This window comes from Streptococcus sp. V940 (assembly GCF_054353495.1).
The window spans coordinates 352426-368015 of record NZ_JBTHHZ010000002.1; the positions used below are offsets into that span (position 1 = coordinate 352426).

17 protein-coding genes, 1 tRNA gene and 1 pseudogene are annotated in these 15590 nt (G+C 38.5%); all 19 read left to right on the plus strand.

The features are described from left to right. Positions 1 to 8 precede the first annotated feature (8 nt). Complete coding sequence (locus ACXYSM_RS07560) at positions 9 to 1421, plus strand: flippase (protein ID WP_458634928.1); 1413 nt, start codon at positions 9 to 11, stop codon at positions 1419 to 1421. Between the two features lie 11 nt (positions 1422 to 1432). Continuing rightward, positions 1433 to 2542: a UDP-galactopyranose mutase gene (gene glf / locus ACXYSM_RS07565; RefSeq protein ID WP_458634929.1), complete on the plus strand. Its 1110-nt coding sequence runs from the start codon at positions 1433 to 1435 to the stop codon at positions 2540 to 2542. Further along, the gene (locus ACXYSM_RS07570) at positions 2529 to 3557 is read left to right on the plus strand and encodes an acyltransferase family protein (protein ID WP_458634930.1); all 1029 of its coding nucleotides are present in this window, start codon (positions 2529 to 2531) and stop codon (positions 3555 to 3557) included. The genes glf and ACXYSM_RS07570 overlap by 14 nt, the downstream gene beginning before the upstream one ends. Positions 3558 to 3962: 405 nt before the next feature. Continuing rightward, positions 3963 to 5154, plus strand: a pseudogene (gene ftsA, locus ACXYSM_RS07575) (cell division protein FtsA); the annotation flags it as partial. After that, complete coding sequence (locus ACXYSM_RS07580; protein WP_458634938.1) at positions 5145 to 5330, plus strand: cell division protein FtsA C-terminal domain-containing protein; 186 nt, start codon at positions 5145 to 5147, stop codon at positions 5328 to 5330. The pseudogene ftsA and the gene ACXYSM_RS07580, both read left to right, overlap by 10 nt. 16 nt (positions 5331 to 5346) lie before the next feature. After that, a complete protein-coding gene (gene ftsZ, locus ACXYSM_RS07585; protein ID WP_223334523.1) occupies positions 5347 to 6600 on the plus strand; it encodes a cell division protein FtsZ in 1254 nt (417 codons plus the stop codon). A gap of 5 nt (positions 6601 to 6605) precedes the next feature. Continuing rightward, entirely contained in the window at positions 6606 to 7277 is a 672-nt protein-coding gene (locus ACXYSM_RS07590) for a YggS family pyridoxal phosphate-dependent enzyme (RefSeq protein ID WP_458634931.1), read from the plus strand. 9 nt (positions 7278 to 7286) lie between these two features. Further along, positions 7287 to 7835: a cell division protein SepF gene (locus ACXYSM_RS07595; protein ID WP_414266602.1), complete on the plus strand. Its 549-nt coding sequence runs from the start codon at positions 7287 to 7289 to the stop codon at positions 7833 to 7835. Beyond that, the gene (locus tag ACXYSM_RS07600; protein ID WP_006153053.1) at positions 7835 to 8095 is read left to right on the plus strand and encodes a YggT family protein; all 261 of its coding nucleotides are present in this window, start codon (positions 7835 to 7837) and stop codon (positions 8093 to 8095) included. Before ACXYSM_RS07595 ends, ACXYSM_RS07600 begins: the two co-directional genes overlap by 1 nt. Then, positions 8092 to 8877, plus strand: coding sequence for a YlmH family RNA-binding protein (locus ACXYSM_RS07605; RefSeq protein ID WP_373075189.1), 786 nt, complete (start codon positions 8092 to 8094; stop codon positions 8875 to 8877). Before ACXYSM_RS07600 ends, ACXYSM_RS07605 begins: the two co-directional genes overlap by 4 nt. Positions 8878 to 8884: 7 nt before the next feature. Then, positions 8885 to 9139, plus strand: coding sequence for a DivIVA domain-containing protein (locus ACXYSM_RS07610; RefSeq protein ID WP_373075187.1), 255 nt, complete (start codon positions 8885 to 8887; stop codon positions 9137 to 9139). Between the two features lie 16 nt (positions 9140 to 9155). Further along, positions 9156 to 9968 carry a DivIVA domain-containing protein gene (locus tag ACXYSM_RS07615; protein WP_371500932.1) on the plus strand — a complete coding sequence of 271 codons (813 nt, stop codon included), beginning with the start codon at positions 9156 to 9158 and terminating at the stop codon, positions 9966 to 9968. A 255-nt stretch (positions 9969 to 10223) separates the two neighbouring features. After that, on the plus strand, positions 10224 to 13016 hold the full coding sequence (gene ileS, locus ACXYSM_RS07620) for an isoleucine--tRNA ligase (RefSeq protein WP_458634932.1): 2793 nt from the start codon (positions 10224 to 10226) through the stop codon (positions 13014 to 13016). Between the two features lie 101 nt (positions 13017 to 13117). Beyond that, positions 13118 to 13486: a hypothetical protein gene (locus ACXYSM_RS07625; protein WP_004254107.1), complete on the plus strand. Its 369-nt coding sequence runs from the start codon at positions 13118 to 13120 to the stop codon at positions 13484 to 13486. A gap of 132 nt (positions 13487 to 13618) precedes the next feature. Beyond that, positions 13619 to 14311 carry a phosphoglycerate mutase gene (locus tag ACXYSM_RS07630; RefSeq protein ID WP_042768625.1) on the plus strand — a complete coding sequence of 231 codons (693 nt, stop codon included), beginning with the start codon at positions 13619 to 13621 and terminating at the stop codon, positions 14309 to 14311. Between the two features lie 120 nt (positions 14312 to 14431). Further along, entirely contained in the window at positions 14432 to 14584 is a 153-nt protein-coding gene (gene rpmG / locus ACXYSM_RS07635; protein ID WP_001809375.1) for a 50S ribosomal protein L33, read from the plus strand. Between the two features lie 9 nt (positions 14585 to 14593). Further along, positions 14594 to 14770 carry a preprotein translocase subunit SecE gene (gene secE / locus ACXYSM_RS07640; protein ID WP_004254104.1) on the plus strand — a complete coding sequence of 59 codons (177 nt, stop codon included), beginning with the start codon at positions 14594 to 14596 and terminating at the stop codon, positions 14768 to 14770. A 49-nt stretch (positions 14771 to 14819) separates the two neighbouring features. Then, positions 14820 to 15356, plus strand: coding sequence for a transcription termination/antitermination protein NusG (gene nusG, locus ACXYSM_RS07645; protein ID WP_004254102.1), 537 nt, complete (start codon positions 14820 to 14822; stop codon positions 15354 to 15356). A 108-nt stretch (positions 15357 to 15464) separates the two neighbouring features. After that, a tRNA-Glu gene (locus ACXYSM_RS07650) sits at positions 15465 to 15536 on the plus strand. Positions 15537 to 15590 lie beyond the last annotated feature (54 nt).

Below are 15590 nucleotides of genomic sequence, written 5' to 3' on the forward strand. Positions count from 1 at the left end.
GAAAAATAATGAAAGTTCTAAAAAATTACGCCTATAATCTCTCTTATCAATTGTTGGTGATTTTACTCCCGATTATTACGACTCCCTATGTAACACGGGTTTTTTCTTCGGATGATTTAGGGACGTACGGATACTTTAATTCCATCGTTACTTATTTTATCCTCTTAGCGACGCTAGGAGTTGCTAACTATGGGACCAAGGTCATTTCAGGACATCGCAAGGAAATCGAAAAAAACTTTTGGGGAATCTACTCCCTGCAATTAGGTGCAACTCTTCTTTCTCTGTCCTTGTATGTTCTTCTTTGTTTGACTCTTTCCTTTATGCAAAATCCGGTAGCCTACATTCTAGGCTTGAGTTTGGTTTCTAAAGGTTTAGACATTTCCTGGCTCTTTCAAGGGTTGGAGGATTTTCGAAAGATTACTGTTCGAAATATCACGGTCAAGCTCGTTGGGGTCATTTCAATCTTCCTCTTTGTCAAATCTGCAAATGACCTATATCTCTATGTTTTTTTGCTAACCGTATTTGAACTTTTGGGGCAACTAAGTATGTGGTTGCCTGCTAGGGAGTTTATCGGTAGACCGCATTTTGACATAGAATATGCTAGGCATCATTTAAAACCTGTCATATTATTGTTCCTTCCGCAAGTGGCGATTTCCTTGTATGTTACGCTAGATCGTACCATGCTTGGAGCCTTAGCTTCTACAAAAGATGTAGGGATTTATGATCAGGCTCTAAAATTGGTAAATATCCTTCTGACCTTGGTGACTTCCTTGGGAAGCGTTATGTTGCCACGTGTCGCTCATTTGTTAGCGACAGGTGATCATAAGGCAGTCAATAAGATGCATGAAATGTCCTTCCTCATTTATAATTTAGTGATTTTTCCAATGATGGTAGGAATCTTGATTGTCAATGATGATTTTGTTCAGTTTTTCCTTGGTCAAGATTTTCAGGATGCACGTTATGCAATCGCCATTATGATCTTCCGTATGTTCTTTATCGGTTGGACCAATATCATGGGAATTCAGATTTTAATTCCCCATAATAAAAATAAAGAATTCATGATTTCAACAACAGCTCCTGCCATTGTCAGTGTAGGTTTGAATTTGCTATTCCTTCCAAAACTTGGATATATCGGAGCAGCCATTGTTTCTGTATTGACAGAGGCGTTAGTATGGGCGATACAATTATACTTTACTCGCAGATATCTAAAAGAAGTTCCTATTATCGGATCTATGACAAAAATTGTTCTAGCATCAGCTATCATGTACGGTATTCTGCTAGGTTCAAAAACAGTTATACATTTTTCACCAACTCTGAATGTTCTAGCTTTTGCAGTGCTTGGTGGAATCATTTATCTTTTTGTAATTCTATCTCTTAAAGTGGTAGATATAAAAGAACTAAAACAAATCATTAAGAAATAATGGAGTTAACTATGTACGACTATCTTATCGTTGGTGCAGGTTTGTCAGGAGCAATCTTTGCACATGAAGCTACAAAACGTGGAAAAAAAGTAAAAGTGATTGACAAGCGTGATCACATTGGTGGAAATATCTACTGTGAAAATGTTGAAGACATCAATGTCCACAAGTATGGTGCCCACATTTTCCATACTTCCAACAAAAAAGTGTGGGACTATGTCAACCAATTCGCTGAATTTAATAACTATATCAACTCACCAGTGGCTAACTACAAGGGGAACCTTTACAATCTTCCTTTCAATATGAATACCTTCTACGCTATGTGGGGAACAAAGACTCCTCAAGAAGTCAAGGACAAGATTGCCCAGCAAACGGCTGATATGAAAGATGTTGAGCCTAAAAACCTTGAAGAACAAGCCATCAAGTTGATTGGTCCGGATATCTATGAAAAATTGATTAAGGGCTATACAGAAAAACAATGGGGACGCTCTGCAACAGACCTTCCACCATTTATCATCAAGCGTCTTCCGGTGCGTTTGACCTTTGACAACAACTACTTTAATGACCGTTACCAAGGTATTCCAATCGGTGGCTATAACGTCATCATTGAAAACATGTTGGGCGATGTAGAAGTAGAGCTTGGGGTTGATTTCTTTGCCAATCGGGAAGAACTCGAAGCATCAGCTGAGAAAGTTGTCTTCACAGGGATGATTGACCAGTACTTTGACTACAAGCACGGGGAGTTGGAGTATCGTAGTCTTCGTTTTGAACACGAAGTTTTGGATGAAGAAAATTATCAAGGGAATGCCGTGGTCAACTATACTGAACGTGAGATTCCTTATACTCGTATCATCGAACACAAGCATTTCGAGTATGGTACTCAACCGAAGACGGTTATCACTCGTGAGTACCCAGCTGATTGGAAACGTGGGGATGAACCATACTATCCGATCAATGATGAAAAGAACAACGCTATGTTTGCTAAGTATCAGGAAGAAGCAGCCGAAAATGACAAGGTTATTTTTTGTGGTCGTCTAGCGGACTATAAATATTACGACATGCATGTGGTTATTGAGCGCGCTCTTGAGGTTGTAGAGAAAGAATTTAAGGATGACAAAAAGTAGAATTAATTGGATTGATTTTGGGAAAGGACTAGCTATATTTTTCGTTTTGGTGGGTCATGTACTACTTGGTCTGTATCAATCTGAAAAATTTCCATCTTGGAATAACGTATTAATATCACTCGTAGCCCAACTCTATATATTTCATATACCTGTATTCTTCGCGTTATCAGGATATTTTTTCAAACCAATATCAAGTTTAAACGAATTTTGGGATTATGCTAAAAAGAAGACGATTGTTCTAGGGATACCATATATCTTTTATTCGATAATTCACTTTTGTCTGCAAAAAGTTGCAGGTGCCGCTGTTCGGGTTCCTACTACTATATTTGATTTAATAAATATCTACAAACACCCTCTAGGTGTTTCGTGGTATTTATATATACTTTGGTCTATATTGATGATATATGGCTTATTGTCTATTGTAATCAAAAACCGTAGAATTTTATTTTTAATAAGTGTTCTCGCCTATGGCTGCACTTTGTTTGTTCAGACTGATATATATATCATTCAAAAAACCTTAGTTTGGGGAGTTTGCTTCATGCTAGGAAGTGTCTTGAGTAAAATTAATTTGAATAGAATTGATTCGAAAAAGTTTCTTCTTTTCTTTATTGTATTTGATTTCATCTATATGTTGGTATGGTTCTTGTTCTATGAAATCGAGTCTAAAAAAGATTATGTTAGCTATAATAATCCCGGATTGTGGGGAATTGCTTTTATAGTCTGTATCGTCTTTTCATTTTTATTTTTTCCTAAAATTGAGAAAGAATTTCCTAAACTATTCGAATATTTTTCAAAATACGGTAAAGATAGTTTAGGTATATATATCATACATGCACCAATTTGTAGTATGCTTCGAATTCTAATGTTAAAAATGGGAATTGGTTCTGTTTTTCTTCATATTGTTATCGGTATTGTTCTGGGCTGGTATTTATCAATACTTGCAACCAATGTATTGAAGAAAATACCATTATTGAATATTGTTTTACTACCACAAAGATATATTAAACTTAAATAAAAATAGGCTGGGGCGACACGCTGGAATAACTGATTTATTAAGAGAGCTGACTTGGCTCTCTTTTTTTATAAAAAATGTTTGAAATTTATAAAATGATTTTTAGCGGAAGCTCGAGTTTCTCATACCAATGAAAAATTGAAATGGGAGTAACATGAAAAACATAATAAATTACAGAACATTTTTCAGTTATTTTGACTATTATACACTCTTTTCATAGAAAAAATAAAAAAGAGGGACTTGTAACGAAATATTAAAATAAATTTAACGAAAAACCTTCGATAAAATCACAAAAAATTAGGCACGAATCGGATTTTTGTGATATAATATTCTGTGAATAGCTATGCCTTCTTGTAGCTGTTAAAAAATCAAAGTGTGAAACTTGGAAGACAGAGAGGACGCAATGTAATGACTAGAAATGGTTTCTTTACAGGCTTAGATATTGGAACGAGCTCAATTAAAGTGTTAGTTGCTGAGCTTGTAGATGGTGAAGTAAATGTAATCGGTGTTAGTAACGCCAAAAGTAAAGGTGTCAAGGATGGGATTATCGTTGACATCGAGGCCGCAGCAACGGCTATCAAATCTGCTATTTCTCAAGCAGAAGAAAAAGCAGGGATTTCAATCAAATCAGTAAACGTTGGACTTCCAGCAAACTTGTTGCAAGTGGAACCAACTCAAGGAATGATTCCTGTAACATCAGATACAAAAGAAATTACAGATCAAGATGTTGAGAATGTTGTCAAATCAGCTTTGACTAAGAGCATGACTCCTGATCGTGAAGTGATTACGTTTGTGCCAGAAGAATTTGTAGTAGACGGTTTCCAAGGTATTCGAGACCCTCGTGGTATGATGGGTGTTCGTCTGGAAATGCGTGGACTTCTCTATACAGGTCCAAGAACCATTCTTCACAACCTTCGTAAAACTGTAGAACGTGTTGGAGTTCAAGTCGATAACGTGATTATTTCACCGCTTGCAATTGTAAACTCTGTTCTTAACGAAGGCGAACGTGAGTTTGGAGCGACTGTTATTGATATGGGTGGTGGCCAAACAAGTGTTGCTACTATCCGTAATCAAGAACTACAATACACAAATGTTTACCAAGAAGGTGGCGACTACGTCACTAAAGACATTTCAAAAGTTCTTAAAACTTCTAAGAAGATTGCAGAAGGTTTGAAGCTTAACTACGGTGAAGCTTATCCGCAACTTGCAAGCAAAGAAACTTTCCAAGTTGAAGTGATTGGTGAAGTAGAACCTGTTGAAGTTACAGAAGAATACTTGGCTCAAATTATTTCAGCTAGATTGAAACACATCTTTGAACAAATCAAACAAGATTTGGAAAGAAGACATTTGCTGGACTTGCCAGGAGGTATTGCTCTGATTGGTGGGAATGCTATTCTACCAGGTATCGTTGAGCTTGCCCAAGAAGTACTTGGAGTTCGTGTGAAACTTTACGTTCCAAACCAAGTGGGTATCCGCAATCCTGCATTTGCTCATGTAATTAGTTTGTCTGAATTTGCTGGAAGCCTTACAGAAGTGAATGTTTTGGCTCAAAGAGCTATCAGAGGAGATCAAGTTCTACGTCAACAACCAATTGATTTCAGAACTTCAAGTCAGGAAAAACCTACAGCTTCTCAACGTTCAGTGTTTGGTACAACTTCAACTGAATCAGCAGAACCGACTTATGCTGCTGAATCAGCAACTCCAAATCAATCAGAAGAGAAACCAAAATTAACTGAGCGATTCCGTAGCTTAATCGGAAGCATGTTTGATGAATAGGATAGAGGAATAAAATATGACATTTTCATTTGATACAGCAGCAGCACAAGGTGCAGTAATTAAAGTAATTGGTGTCGGTGGTGGCGGTGGAAACGCCATTAACCGCATGGTTGACGAAGGCGTTTCAGGTGTTGAGTTCATCGCAGCCAACACAGATGTACAAGCCTTGAGCAGTACAAAAGCTGAAACAGTTATCCAACTTGGTCCAAAATTAACTCGCGGACTTGGTGCTGGAGGACAGCCTGAAGTTGGCCGTAAGGCTGCTGAAGAAAGCGAAGAAGTAATTACTGAAGCTATCAGTGGTGCAGATATGGTCTTCATCACTGCTGGTATGGGTGGTGGCTCTGGTACAGGTGCTGCACCAGTTATCGCTCGTATCGCTAAAGGTTTAGGTGCTTTGACTGTAGGTGTTGTGACACGTCCATTCGGTTTCGAAGGAAGCAAACGTGGTCAATTCGCAGTCCAAGGGATCAACGAACTTCGCGAACATGTTGATACTCTCTTGATTATCTCAAACAACAACTTATTAGAAATTGTTGACAAGAAAACTCCACTTCTTGAAGCTTTGTCTGAAGCAGATAACGTTCTTCGTCAAGGTGTTCAAGGAATTACAGATTTGATTACAAATCCTGGTTTGATCAACTTGGACTTCGCAGACGTGAAGACTGTAATGGCAAACAAAGGAAATGCCCTTATGGGTATCGGTATCGGTAGCGGAGAAGAGCGTGTTATCGAAGCGGCTCGTAAAGCTATCTACTCACCACTTCTTGAAACAACTATTGATGGAGCAGAAGATGTTATCGTTAACGTAACTGGTGGTTTGGATATGACTTTGATTGAAGCAGAAGAAGCTTCTGAAATCGTCAATCAAGCTGCTGGACATGGCGTAAATATCTGGCTCGGTACTTCTATTGATGAATCAATGAAAGATGAAATCCGTGTAACTGTTGTTGCAACTGGAGTTCGTCAAGATGCAGTCGAAAAAGTTGTAGCGCCACAACCAAGACAAGCGTCATTCCGTGAACCAGTAAAATCTGGACATACACACACTTATGACCGTCATTTTGATTTGGCAGAAACAGCTGAACTTCCAACTCCTTCACAACGTCACACTGAAGCGCCTAAAGCATCAGCTTTTGGTGACTGGGACTTGAGACGTGATTCAATTGTTCGTCAAGGTGAATCAGTCGTGTCACCAGTTGAACGTTTCGAAGCACCAGCTTCTGACGAAGATGAATTGGAAACACCACCATTCTTTAAAAACCGTTAATAGAGATGGATTTAAAAGAAAACACAAATCAGGTATTTCAACAGGTTACAAAAGCAATTCAAGAAACCGGCCGTGAAAACGGTTCGGTTTCTGTAATTGCCGTAACAAAATATGTTGATATTGCAACTGCAGCAAATTTGATTGACCAAGGAGTCAAACACATCGGTGAAAACCGTGTTGATAAATTTCTTGAAAAGTATCATGCTTTAAGTGATAAAGATGTTACTTGGCACTTGATTGGTAGCTTACAAAGAAGAAAAGTTAAGGATATCATTCCTTATGTTGATTATTTTCACGCTTTAGATTCTTTGAAATTAGCCCAAGAGATTCAAAAACGTGCCGATCGAACAGTTAAATGTTTTTTGCAGGTCAATATTTCTGGAGAGGAAAGCAAGCATGGTTTTTCAAAAGAAGAACTATTGACAGTCTTGCCAGACTTGTCTAGCTTGGATCAAATCGAGTATGTTGGTCTCATGACCATGGCTCCCTTTGAGGCCCAAACAGAAGAGTTGCAAAAAATCTTTAAAGAAACGCAAGAGTTGCAACAATACATTCGTGAACAACAATTCCCCAATATGCCAATGATAGAACTAAGTATGGGAATGAGCCGTGACTACAAAGAAGCGATTCAGTGTGGCTCAACTTTTGTTCGAATTGGTACAGCATTTTTTAAATAGGAAATAATCATGTCATTAAAAGATAAATTTGATAAATTTATAGATTACTTTACAGAAGATGGAGATGAAGTTGCTTCAGAAGTTGTAGCTGCACAACCTGAACGTTCACTAGCTTCGGTTCCTCAAAAAAGAGAATTGCCACAGCAAGCTGCTGCTCAAGATTCTTCTTCAGTCGGAGCAAAAGAGAAAAATATTACAAAACTTCATGCTCGTCAGCAACAACTAGCAATTGAAAGCCATCGCTCTACTGAAAAAGTAACCATCGATGTTCGTTACCCACGCCGTTACGAAGATGCAACAGATATTGTTGATTTGTTGGCTGGAAATGAAAGTATCTTGATTGACTTCCAATATATGACAGAAGTTCAAGCTCGTCGTTGTTTGGATTACTTGGATGGAGCACGTCATGTCCTTGCTGGTGAGTTAAGAAAAGTAGCGAACACAATGTATCTTTTGACACCTGTTGGTGTTGTGGTAAACATTGAAGATATTCGTTTACCTGAAGAAGCTCAAAGCGAAGAATACGACTTTGACATGAAGAGAAATAGAGTACGTTAATGTTTCTAATAATTCGTTTTATCCAAAATGCTACAGATATCTATTCACTGATACTTGTAGCTTTTGCTCTATTATCATGGTTTCCAAATGCCTATAACACACAGTTGGGGAAATTTTTAGAGACTTTGTGTAAACCAATTCTTGAACCTCTAAAACGTCTACCTCTTCAAATCGCAGGTTTGGATTTCTCTGTTTGGATTGCCCTAATTCTCTTACGCATGATTAGCCGCTATCTCATCAATTTGCTGGTCGTATTATGAGCAAGGAACTTTACCAACATTTCGCAACGGAGGATATTCCATTCATCGATAAGGGCTTGGAATGGTTGAGTCAAGTCGAGGAGCACTATGCACCGATTTTATCTCCTTTTATAAATCCTCACCAAGTATTTATCTTGGAAACTTTGGGAAATAACAGAGGGATAAAAGTCTTCTCTAGTACGAGTTATATCTCTTCGGAATATGCTAGGGTTATTTTAGCGCCTGATTACTTCACACCAAGTTTGGAAGATTTTGAAATGACCTTGCTTGAGATCGTGTATCCCAGCAAGTTTCAGCAACTGACCCATTCAAAGATATTGGGTACAGTTCTCAATCGACTAGGTATTGACCGTAAGTTATTCGGAGACATTCTGGTGACAGAAGAAAAAGCCCAAATTATTGTCGACCGGAGATTTACCACTCTTTTCCAAGATGGAATTCAAAAGATTTCCAAGTTGCCTGTAAGTTTAGTAGAACGCCCTTTTTCAGATATGATAGAATCCAAAGATGACTATCAAGAAAAAGAAGTCTTGGTTTCAAGTCTTCGTCTGGATGCCTTCTTATCTAGCATATTGAAATTATCTCGTTCCCAAACTTCGGCTCTGGTTGAAAAAAAGTTGGTTCAAGTCAACTATCATATAGTTGAAAAATCGGACTATCCGGTAAAAATTGGTGATTTAATCAGCGTCAGACGCTTTGGTCGAATTATCTTACTCAAAGAAAACGGTCAAACCAAAAAGGATAAGAAAAAATTAACAGTCCAGCTACTATTAAGCAAGTGAGAAAAATATGTCAATTACACCACAAGAAATTAGTGATAAGGCGTTCTCAAGAACATTCAGAGGCTATAATCAGGAAGAAGTTGATTTATTTCTAGATAAGATTTATTTTGAATTAGAGGAATTAATCCGAAACAAAGAGGAAACTGAACTCTACATCAAAAAACTAGAAGAACGTCTTTCCGACTATACGAATGATATTCCTAAGAGAACAGTAACAAACGAGCAAGAACCAGAAGCAATTAATGATTCTATTTTTTATTAAATAAGTGAGGAAAAATATGCCAATTACATCGTTAGAAATTAAGGATAAAACCTTTGGTGTTCAGTTTAGAGGTTTTAACCGTGAAGAAGTTGATGAATTTTTAGATATTGTTGTTCGTGACTATGAAGACTTAGTTCGTAGTAATCATGAAAAAGATCAGCACATTAAAAATTTAGAAGACCGTCTATCTTATTTTGATGAAATCAAAGATTCATTGAGTCAGTCAGTATTGATTGCTCAAGATACAGCTGAACGTGTGAAACAAGCTGCGAATGACCGTTCTAACAACATCATTAAGCAGGCTGAGCAAGATGCTCAACGCTTGCTTGATGAAGCAAAATACAAAGCCAATGAAATTTTGCGACAAGCAACAGATAATGCTAAAAAAGTTGCTGTAGAAACTGAAGAGTTGAAGAACAAGAGTCGCGTCTTCCACCAACGTTTGAAATCAACAATCGAAAGTCAGTTGGCTATTGTTGATTCATCAGATTGGGAAGAAATTTTGCGTCCTACTGCAACTTATCTTCAAACGAGCGACGAAGCATTCAAGGAAGTCGTCCAAGAGGTTCTAGGTGAAGATGTATCTTCATATCATGATGAAGAACCGATTGACATGACTCGTCAATTTTCTCCAGAAGAAGTTGCAGAACTTCAAGCGCGTATTGAAGCAGCTAACAAAGAATTGTTAGAGGCTGAACAAGCTACTGAAGAGTCAACTGAAACTGAAGTTGAAGTTCAGCCAGTTGCTGAAACTCCTGTTGAGCCAGTACATGAGGAAGGACCTCAAGATGATGCTGACACTCAACAAGAATCAGTTCTAATTTTATAAGAATCTCATTAGAGAACAAGAATTTATCAATCACATTTCTAGCGAGTAGGAGATGGTGGAAGTCCTACAATCCCTGTTGGTAAATTTATCCTCTCTTAGTATCAAATCTGAAAATAGTAAGATTTGACGTTGCCCACGTTACGGGAAAAGAGGGAAAGAGGCTAGGTCTTTTTCCGAACAAAGGTGGTACCACGATTTTCGTCCTTTTTGCGAGTCGTGGTTTTTATATTGTCAATTTACATTAAAGGAGTACTAATGAAACTTAAAGAAACCCTCAATCTTGGGAAAACAGAATTTCCAATGCGTGCCGGTCTTCCGACCAAAGAGCCAGTTTGGCAAAAGGAATGGGATGAAGCTAAACTTTATCAAAGTCGTCAAGAATTAAATGAAGGAAAACCGCATTTCACGCTTCATGATGGCCCTCCATACGCTAACGGGAACATCCACGTAGGACATGCCATGAACAAGATTTCAAAAGATATCATTGTTCGTTCTAAGTCTATGTCAGGATTTTACGCACCATATATTCCAGGTTGGGACACACACGGTCTGCCAATCGAACAAGTTTTGGCAAAACAAGGGGTTAAACGCAAAGAGATGGACCTTGTTGAATACTTGAAACTTTGCCGTGAATATGCTCTGTCTCAAGTAGATAAACAACGCGAAGACTTTAAACGTTTGGGTGTTTCTGGTGACTGGGAAAATCCATATGTAACACTAACTCCTGACTATGAAGCAGCGCAAATCCGTGTCTTCGGTGAAATGGCTAATAAAGGCTACATCTACCGTGGAGCGAAGCCTGTTTATTGGTCTTGGTCATCTGAGTCTGCGCTTGCAGAAGCGGAAATTGAATACCATGACTTGGTTTCAACATCACTTTACTATGCCAACAAGGTAAAAGATGGTAAAGGTGTCCTTGATACAGATACTTACATCGTCGTTTGGACAACAACTCCATTTACCATCACGGCTTCTCGTGGTTTGACTGTTGGTGCGGATATTGATTACGTCTTGGTGCAACCAGCTGGCGAATCTCGTAAGTTTGTGGTTGCTTCAGAATTGTTGAACAGTTTGTCTGAGAAATTCGGTTGGTCTGATGTTCAGGTTTTAGCTACTTACCGTGGTTCAGAATTGAACCAAATTGTGACAGAGCACCCATGGGATACAGCAGTAGATGAACTCGTTATCCTTGGTGACCACGTTACAACAGATTCTGGTACTGGTATCGTCCATACAGCTCCTGGTTTTGGTGAGGATGACTACAATGTCGGTGTTGCAAATGGTCTCGAAGTCGCTGTGACTGTTAACGAACGAGGGATTATGATGGCCAATGCAGGTGCAGAGTTCGAAGGTCAATTCTACGACAAGGTTGTGCCAACGGTTATTGAAAAACTTGGTGATCTACTTCTTGCTCAAGAAGAAATCTCTCACTCCTACCCATTTGACTGGCGTACGAAAAAACCAATCATCTGGCGTGCAGTGCCTCAATGGTTTGCTTCTGTATCTAAATTCCGCCAAGAAATCTTAGACGAAATTGAAAAAGTCAAGTTCCACTCAGAGTGGGGTAAAGTCCGTCTTTACAACATGATTCGTGACCGTGGTGACTGGGTGATCTCTCGTCAACGTGCTTGGGGAGTTCCTCTTCCAATCTTCTATGCAGAAGATGGCACACCAATCATGACAGCTGAAACCATCGAGCATGTAGCTCAACTCTTTGAAGAACATGGTTCAATCATCTGGTGGGAACGTGATGCTAAAGACCTCTTGCCAGAAGGATTTACCCATCCAGGTTCACCAAATGGCGAGTTCAAGAAAGAAACAGACATCATGGACGTTTGGTTTGACTCAGGTTCATCATGGAATGGTGTAGTGGTTAACCGTCCAGAACTCAAATATCCAGCAGATCTTTACCTTGAAGGTTCTGACCAATACCGTGGTTGGTTCAACTCATCACTCATCACATCTGTAGCTAACCATGGTGTTGCACCTTACAAACAAATCTTGTCACAAGGTTTTGCCCTTGACGGTAAAGGTGAGAAGATGTCTAAATCACTTGGAAACACCATTGCCCCAAGCGACGTTGAGAAACAATTTGGTGCGGAAATCTTGCGTCTCTGGGTAACAAGTGTTGATTCAAGCAACGACGTACGTATCTCTATGGATATCTTGAGTCAAGTTTCTGAAACTTACCGTAAGATCCGTAACACCCTTCGTTTCTTGATTGCTAACACATCTGACTTTAACCCAGCTGAGGATGCAGTCGCTTACGAAGAACTTCGTTCAGTTGATAAGTACATGACTATCCGCTTTAACCAACTTGTTAAGACCATTCGTGACGCTTATGCAAACTTTGAATTCTTGACAATCTATAAAGCTCTAGTGAACTTTATCAATGTTGATTTGTCTGCTTTCTACCTTGACTTCGCCAAAGATGTTGTTTACATTGAAGGGGCTAAGTCACTTGAACGCCGTCAGATGCAAACAGTCTTCTATGACATCCTTGTGAAAATTACCAAACTCTTGACACCAATTCTTCCACACACTGCTGAAGAAATCTGGTCATATCTCGAGTTTGAAACAGAAGACTTTGTTCAATTGTCAGAGTTGCCAGAAGCACAAACATTTGCGAATCAAGAGGAAATCTTGGATGCCTGGTCAGCCTTTATGGACTTCCGTGGACAAGCTCAAAAAGCTTTGGAAGAAGCTCGAAATGAAAAAGTGATTGGTAAATCACTTGAAGCTCACTTGACAGTTTATCCAAATGAAGTGGTGAAAACTCTTCTTGGAGCTGTTGATAGCAATGTAGCCCAACTCTTGATTGTCTCTAAATTGACCATCGCTGAAGGTCCAGCTCCAGAAGACGCTGTTAACTTTGAAGATGTAGCCTTCACGGTTGAGCGTGCGGCTGGTGAAGTTTGTGATCGTTGCCGTCGTATCGATCCAAGTACAGCAGAACGTAGCTACCATGCAACTATCTGCGATCACTGTGCAAGCATCGTCGAAGAAAATTTTGCAGATGCAGTAGCAGAAGGATTTGAAGCTAAATAGTCTAACAAAAATACAGGAGAAATTCCTGTATTTTTTTAAAAAATAAAAACTTTAATAAAAATATGGTATAATATACCTTATTAAAATAAAAGGAGATATTTATGAAGACAAAAACACTAGCACAAGTAGATGGCTTTATTGGTATTATTGCAGGAGCTATTTTAGCTTTCTTACCAATTTTTATGGTATTTCTTGCAGCCATTTCTGAAGACGAAGATGCTGCAGGGCTAATTTTGGGCATTATTTTCATTGTGTTCTCTTTAGTGAAAATTGCAACCCTCATTCTTGGAATCCTTTCACTTGTCTACTATAAGGATGACAATCGTATTTCACTAGCACCATCGATTCTATTTATCGTAGGTTCTGTAGTTGCCTTGATTCCTTTCCTTGGATGGATTGGTGGAATTGTCCTTGTGATTGGTGGGGCTCTGTACCTAGCAAGCTTGAAACAATTTAGAATTGAAGAATAAATTATTTTTTAGGGAAGAGTCCATGAGCTCTTCTCTTTTTCGTTGATTTTAACTAGCTTTTTTGTGAAAAATTGTGTAAAATAGAATAGATAAACGAGGGCAACCTCGAAAAATAAAAGGAGAATCCAACTAATGGTAAAATTGGTTTTCGCTCGCCACGGTGAGTCTGAATGGAACAAAGCTAACCTTTTCACAGGCTGGGCTGACGTAGATCTTTCTGAAAAAGGAACTCAACAAGCTATCGATGCTGGTAAATTGATCAAAGAAGCTGGTATTGAATTTGACCAAGCATACACTTCAGTATTGAAACGTGCGATCAAAACAACTAACTTGGCTCTTGAAGCATCTGACCAACTTTGGGTTCCAGTTGAAAAATCATGGCGCTTGAACGAACGTCACTACGGTGGTTTGACTGGTAAAAACAAAGCAGAAGCTGCTGAGCAATTTGGTGATGAGCAAGTTCACATCTGGCGTCGTTCATACGATGTATTGCCTCCAAACATGGATCGTGATGATGAGCACTCAGCACACACTGACCGTCGTTACGCTTCACTTGATGACTCAGTAATTCCAGATGCTGAAAACTTGAAAGTGACGTTGGAACGTGCCCTTCCATTCTGGGAAGATAAAATCGCTCCAGCTCTTAAAGATGGTAAAAACGTATTCGTAGGTGCACACGGTAACTCAATCCGTGCCCTTGTAAAACACATCAAACAATTGTCAGACGACGAAATCATGGATGTGGAAATCCCTAACTTCCCACCATTGGTATTCGAATTTGACGAAAAATTGAACGTAGTTTCTGAATACTATCTTGGTAAATAATGTAAAATAGAGTCTAGGATTATTCCTAGGCTTTTTTATTTTAAAAATAGGAAAATGCAGAGTGCAATTTAACTTGTCAAAGACAAGGATTCTTGTTATAATAGATAGGATGGAGGCGCTATGGCACTTAAAAAAGCAAGTTTAGCCTGTGCGGTTTGTGGTTCAAGAAACTACTCAATTAAAATTAGTGGGAATCCAAAACCGACTCGCTTAGAAGTAAATAAATTTTGTAAACATTGTGGTAAATACACAACACATCGAGAAACGAGATAGGAGATAAGAATGGGTTTTATAAAGGATATCTTTACACTTCTTAAAGATACAACTTGGCCAACTCGAAAACAAAGTTGGGTAGATTTCAAATCTATCATGGAATACACTGCCTTCTTTGTTGTCATCATTTATATTTTTGACCAGTTAATCGTTAGCGGATTGATCCGATTCATTAACATTTTTTAAGATAATATAAATAGGCTGAAAGAAGTTTACCATTAAGAAAGGAAAAAAGATGGATAGTTTTGATAAAGGATGGTTTGTCCTACAAACATATTCTGGTTATGAAAATAAAGTAAAAGAAAATCTCTTGCAACGTGCACAAACATACAATATGTTGGATAATATCCTACGTGTGGAAATTCCAACTCAAACTGTGCAAGTTGAAAAAAATGGGAAGAAAAAAGAAGTTGAAGAAAATCGCTTCCCAGGATATGTTCTTGTGGAAATGGTTATGACTGATGAAGCTTGGTTTGTAGTTCGTAATACACCAAACGTTACGGGATTTGTCGGCTCACACGGGAACAGATCTAAACCAACTCCACTTTTGGAACAAGAAATCAGAGATATCTTGGTATCAATGGGACAAACAGTTCAAGAATTCGATATCAATGTTGAAGTTGGTCAAACAGTTCGAATCATTGATGGTGCCTTTGCTGATTACACAGGAAAAATTACTGAAATTGATAATAACAAAGTGAAAATGATTATTTCAATGTTTGGTAATGATACAGTAGCAGAAGTAAACTTGAATCAAATTGCTGAATTGTAATCTCAGTTTCTCATCTACTTGTGAATCTAGAATCCTGTCAACTAATTTTCAAAAAACTAGTTGACAAGAATCTAAAAGTAGGTATAATAGAAAGAGTTAAAAAGCTCAGGTCCGTTGGTCAAGGGGTTAAGACACCGCCTTTTCACGGCGGTAACACGGGTTCGAATCCCGTACGGACTATGAGTGTATCGCGGTTGATGGAAATAGGATTTAAAAAAAGTTAAAAAAACCTGT

Excerpts from the sequence above, each read along its gene's own strand:
- ACXYSM_RS07560 (WP_458634928.1), top strand. The coding sequence starts at position 9 with ATGAAAGTTCTAAAAAATTACGCCTATAATCTCTCTTATCAATTGTTG.
- glf (WP_458634929.1), top strand. The coding sequence starts at position 1,433 with ATGTACGACTATCTTATCGTTGGTGCAGGTTTGTCAGGAGCAATCTTT.
- ACXYSM_RS07570 (WP_458634930.1), top strand. The coding sequence starts at position 2,529 with ATGACAAAAAGTAGAATTAATTGGATTGATTTTGGGAAAGGACTAGCT.
- ftsZ (WP_223334523.1), top strand. The coding sequence starts at position 5,347 with ATGACATTTTCATTTGATACAGCAGCAGCACAAGGTGCAGTAATTAAA.
- ACXYSM_RS07590 (WP_458634931.1), top strand. The coding sequence starts at position 6,606 with ATGGATTTAAAAGAAAACACAAATCAGGTATTTCAACAGGTTACAAAA.
- ACXYSM_RS07595 (WP_414266602.1), top strand. The coding sequence starts at position 7,287 with ATGTCATTAAAAGATAAATTTGATAAATTTATAGATTACTTTACAGAA.
- ACXYSM_RS07600 (WP_006153053.1), top strand. The coding sequence starts at position 7,835 with ATGTTTCTAATAATTCGTTTTATCCAAAATGCTACAGATATCTATTCA.
- ACXYSM_RS07605 (WP_373075189.1), top strand. The coding sequence starts at position 8,092 with ATGAGCAAGGAACTTTACCAACATTTCGCAACGGAGGATATTCCATTC.
- ACXYSM_RS07610 (WP_373075187.1), top strand. The coding sequence starts at position 8,885 with ATGTCAATTACACCACAAGAAATTAGTGATAAGGCGTTCTCAAGAACA.
- ACXYSM_RS07615 (WP_371500932.1), top strand. The coding sequence starts at position 9,156 with ATGCCAATTACATCGTTAGAAATTAAGGATAAAACCTTTGGTGTTCAG.
- ileS (WP_458634932.1), top strand. The coding sequence starts at position 10,224 with ATGAAACTTAAAGAAACCCTCAATCTTGGGAAAACAGAATTTCCAATG.
- ACXYSM_RS07625 (WP_004254107.1), top strand. The coding sequence starts at position 13,118 with ATGAAGACAAAAACACTAGCACAAGTAGATGGCTTTATTGGTATTATT.
- ACXYSM_RS07630 (WP_042768625.1), top strand. The coding sequence starts at position 13,619 with ATGGTAAAATTGGTTTTCGCTCGCCACGGTGAGTCTGAATGGAACAAA.
- rpmG (WP_001809375.1), top strand. The coding sequence starts at position 14,432 with ATGGCACTTAAAAAAGCAAGTTTAGCCTGTGCGGTTTGTGGTTCAAGA.
- secE (WP_004254104.1), top strand. The coding sequence starts at position 14,594 with ATGGGTTTTATAAAGGATATCTTTACACTTCTTAAAGATACAACTTGG.
- nusG (WP_004254102.1), top strand. The coding sequence starts at position 14,820 with ATGGATAGTTTTGATAAAGGATGGTTTGTCCTACAAACATATTCTGGT.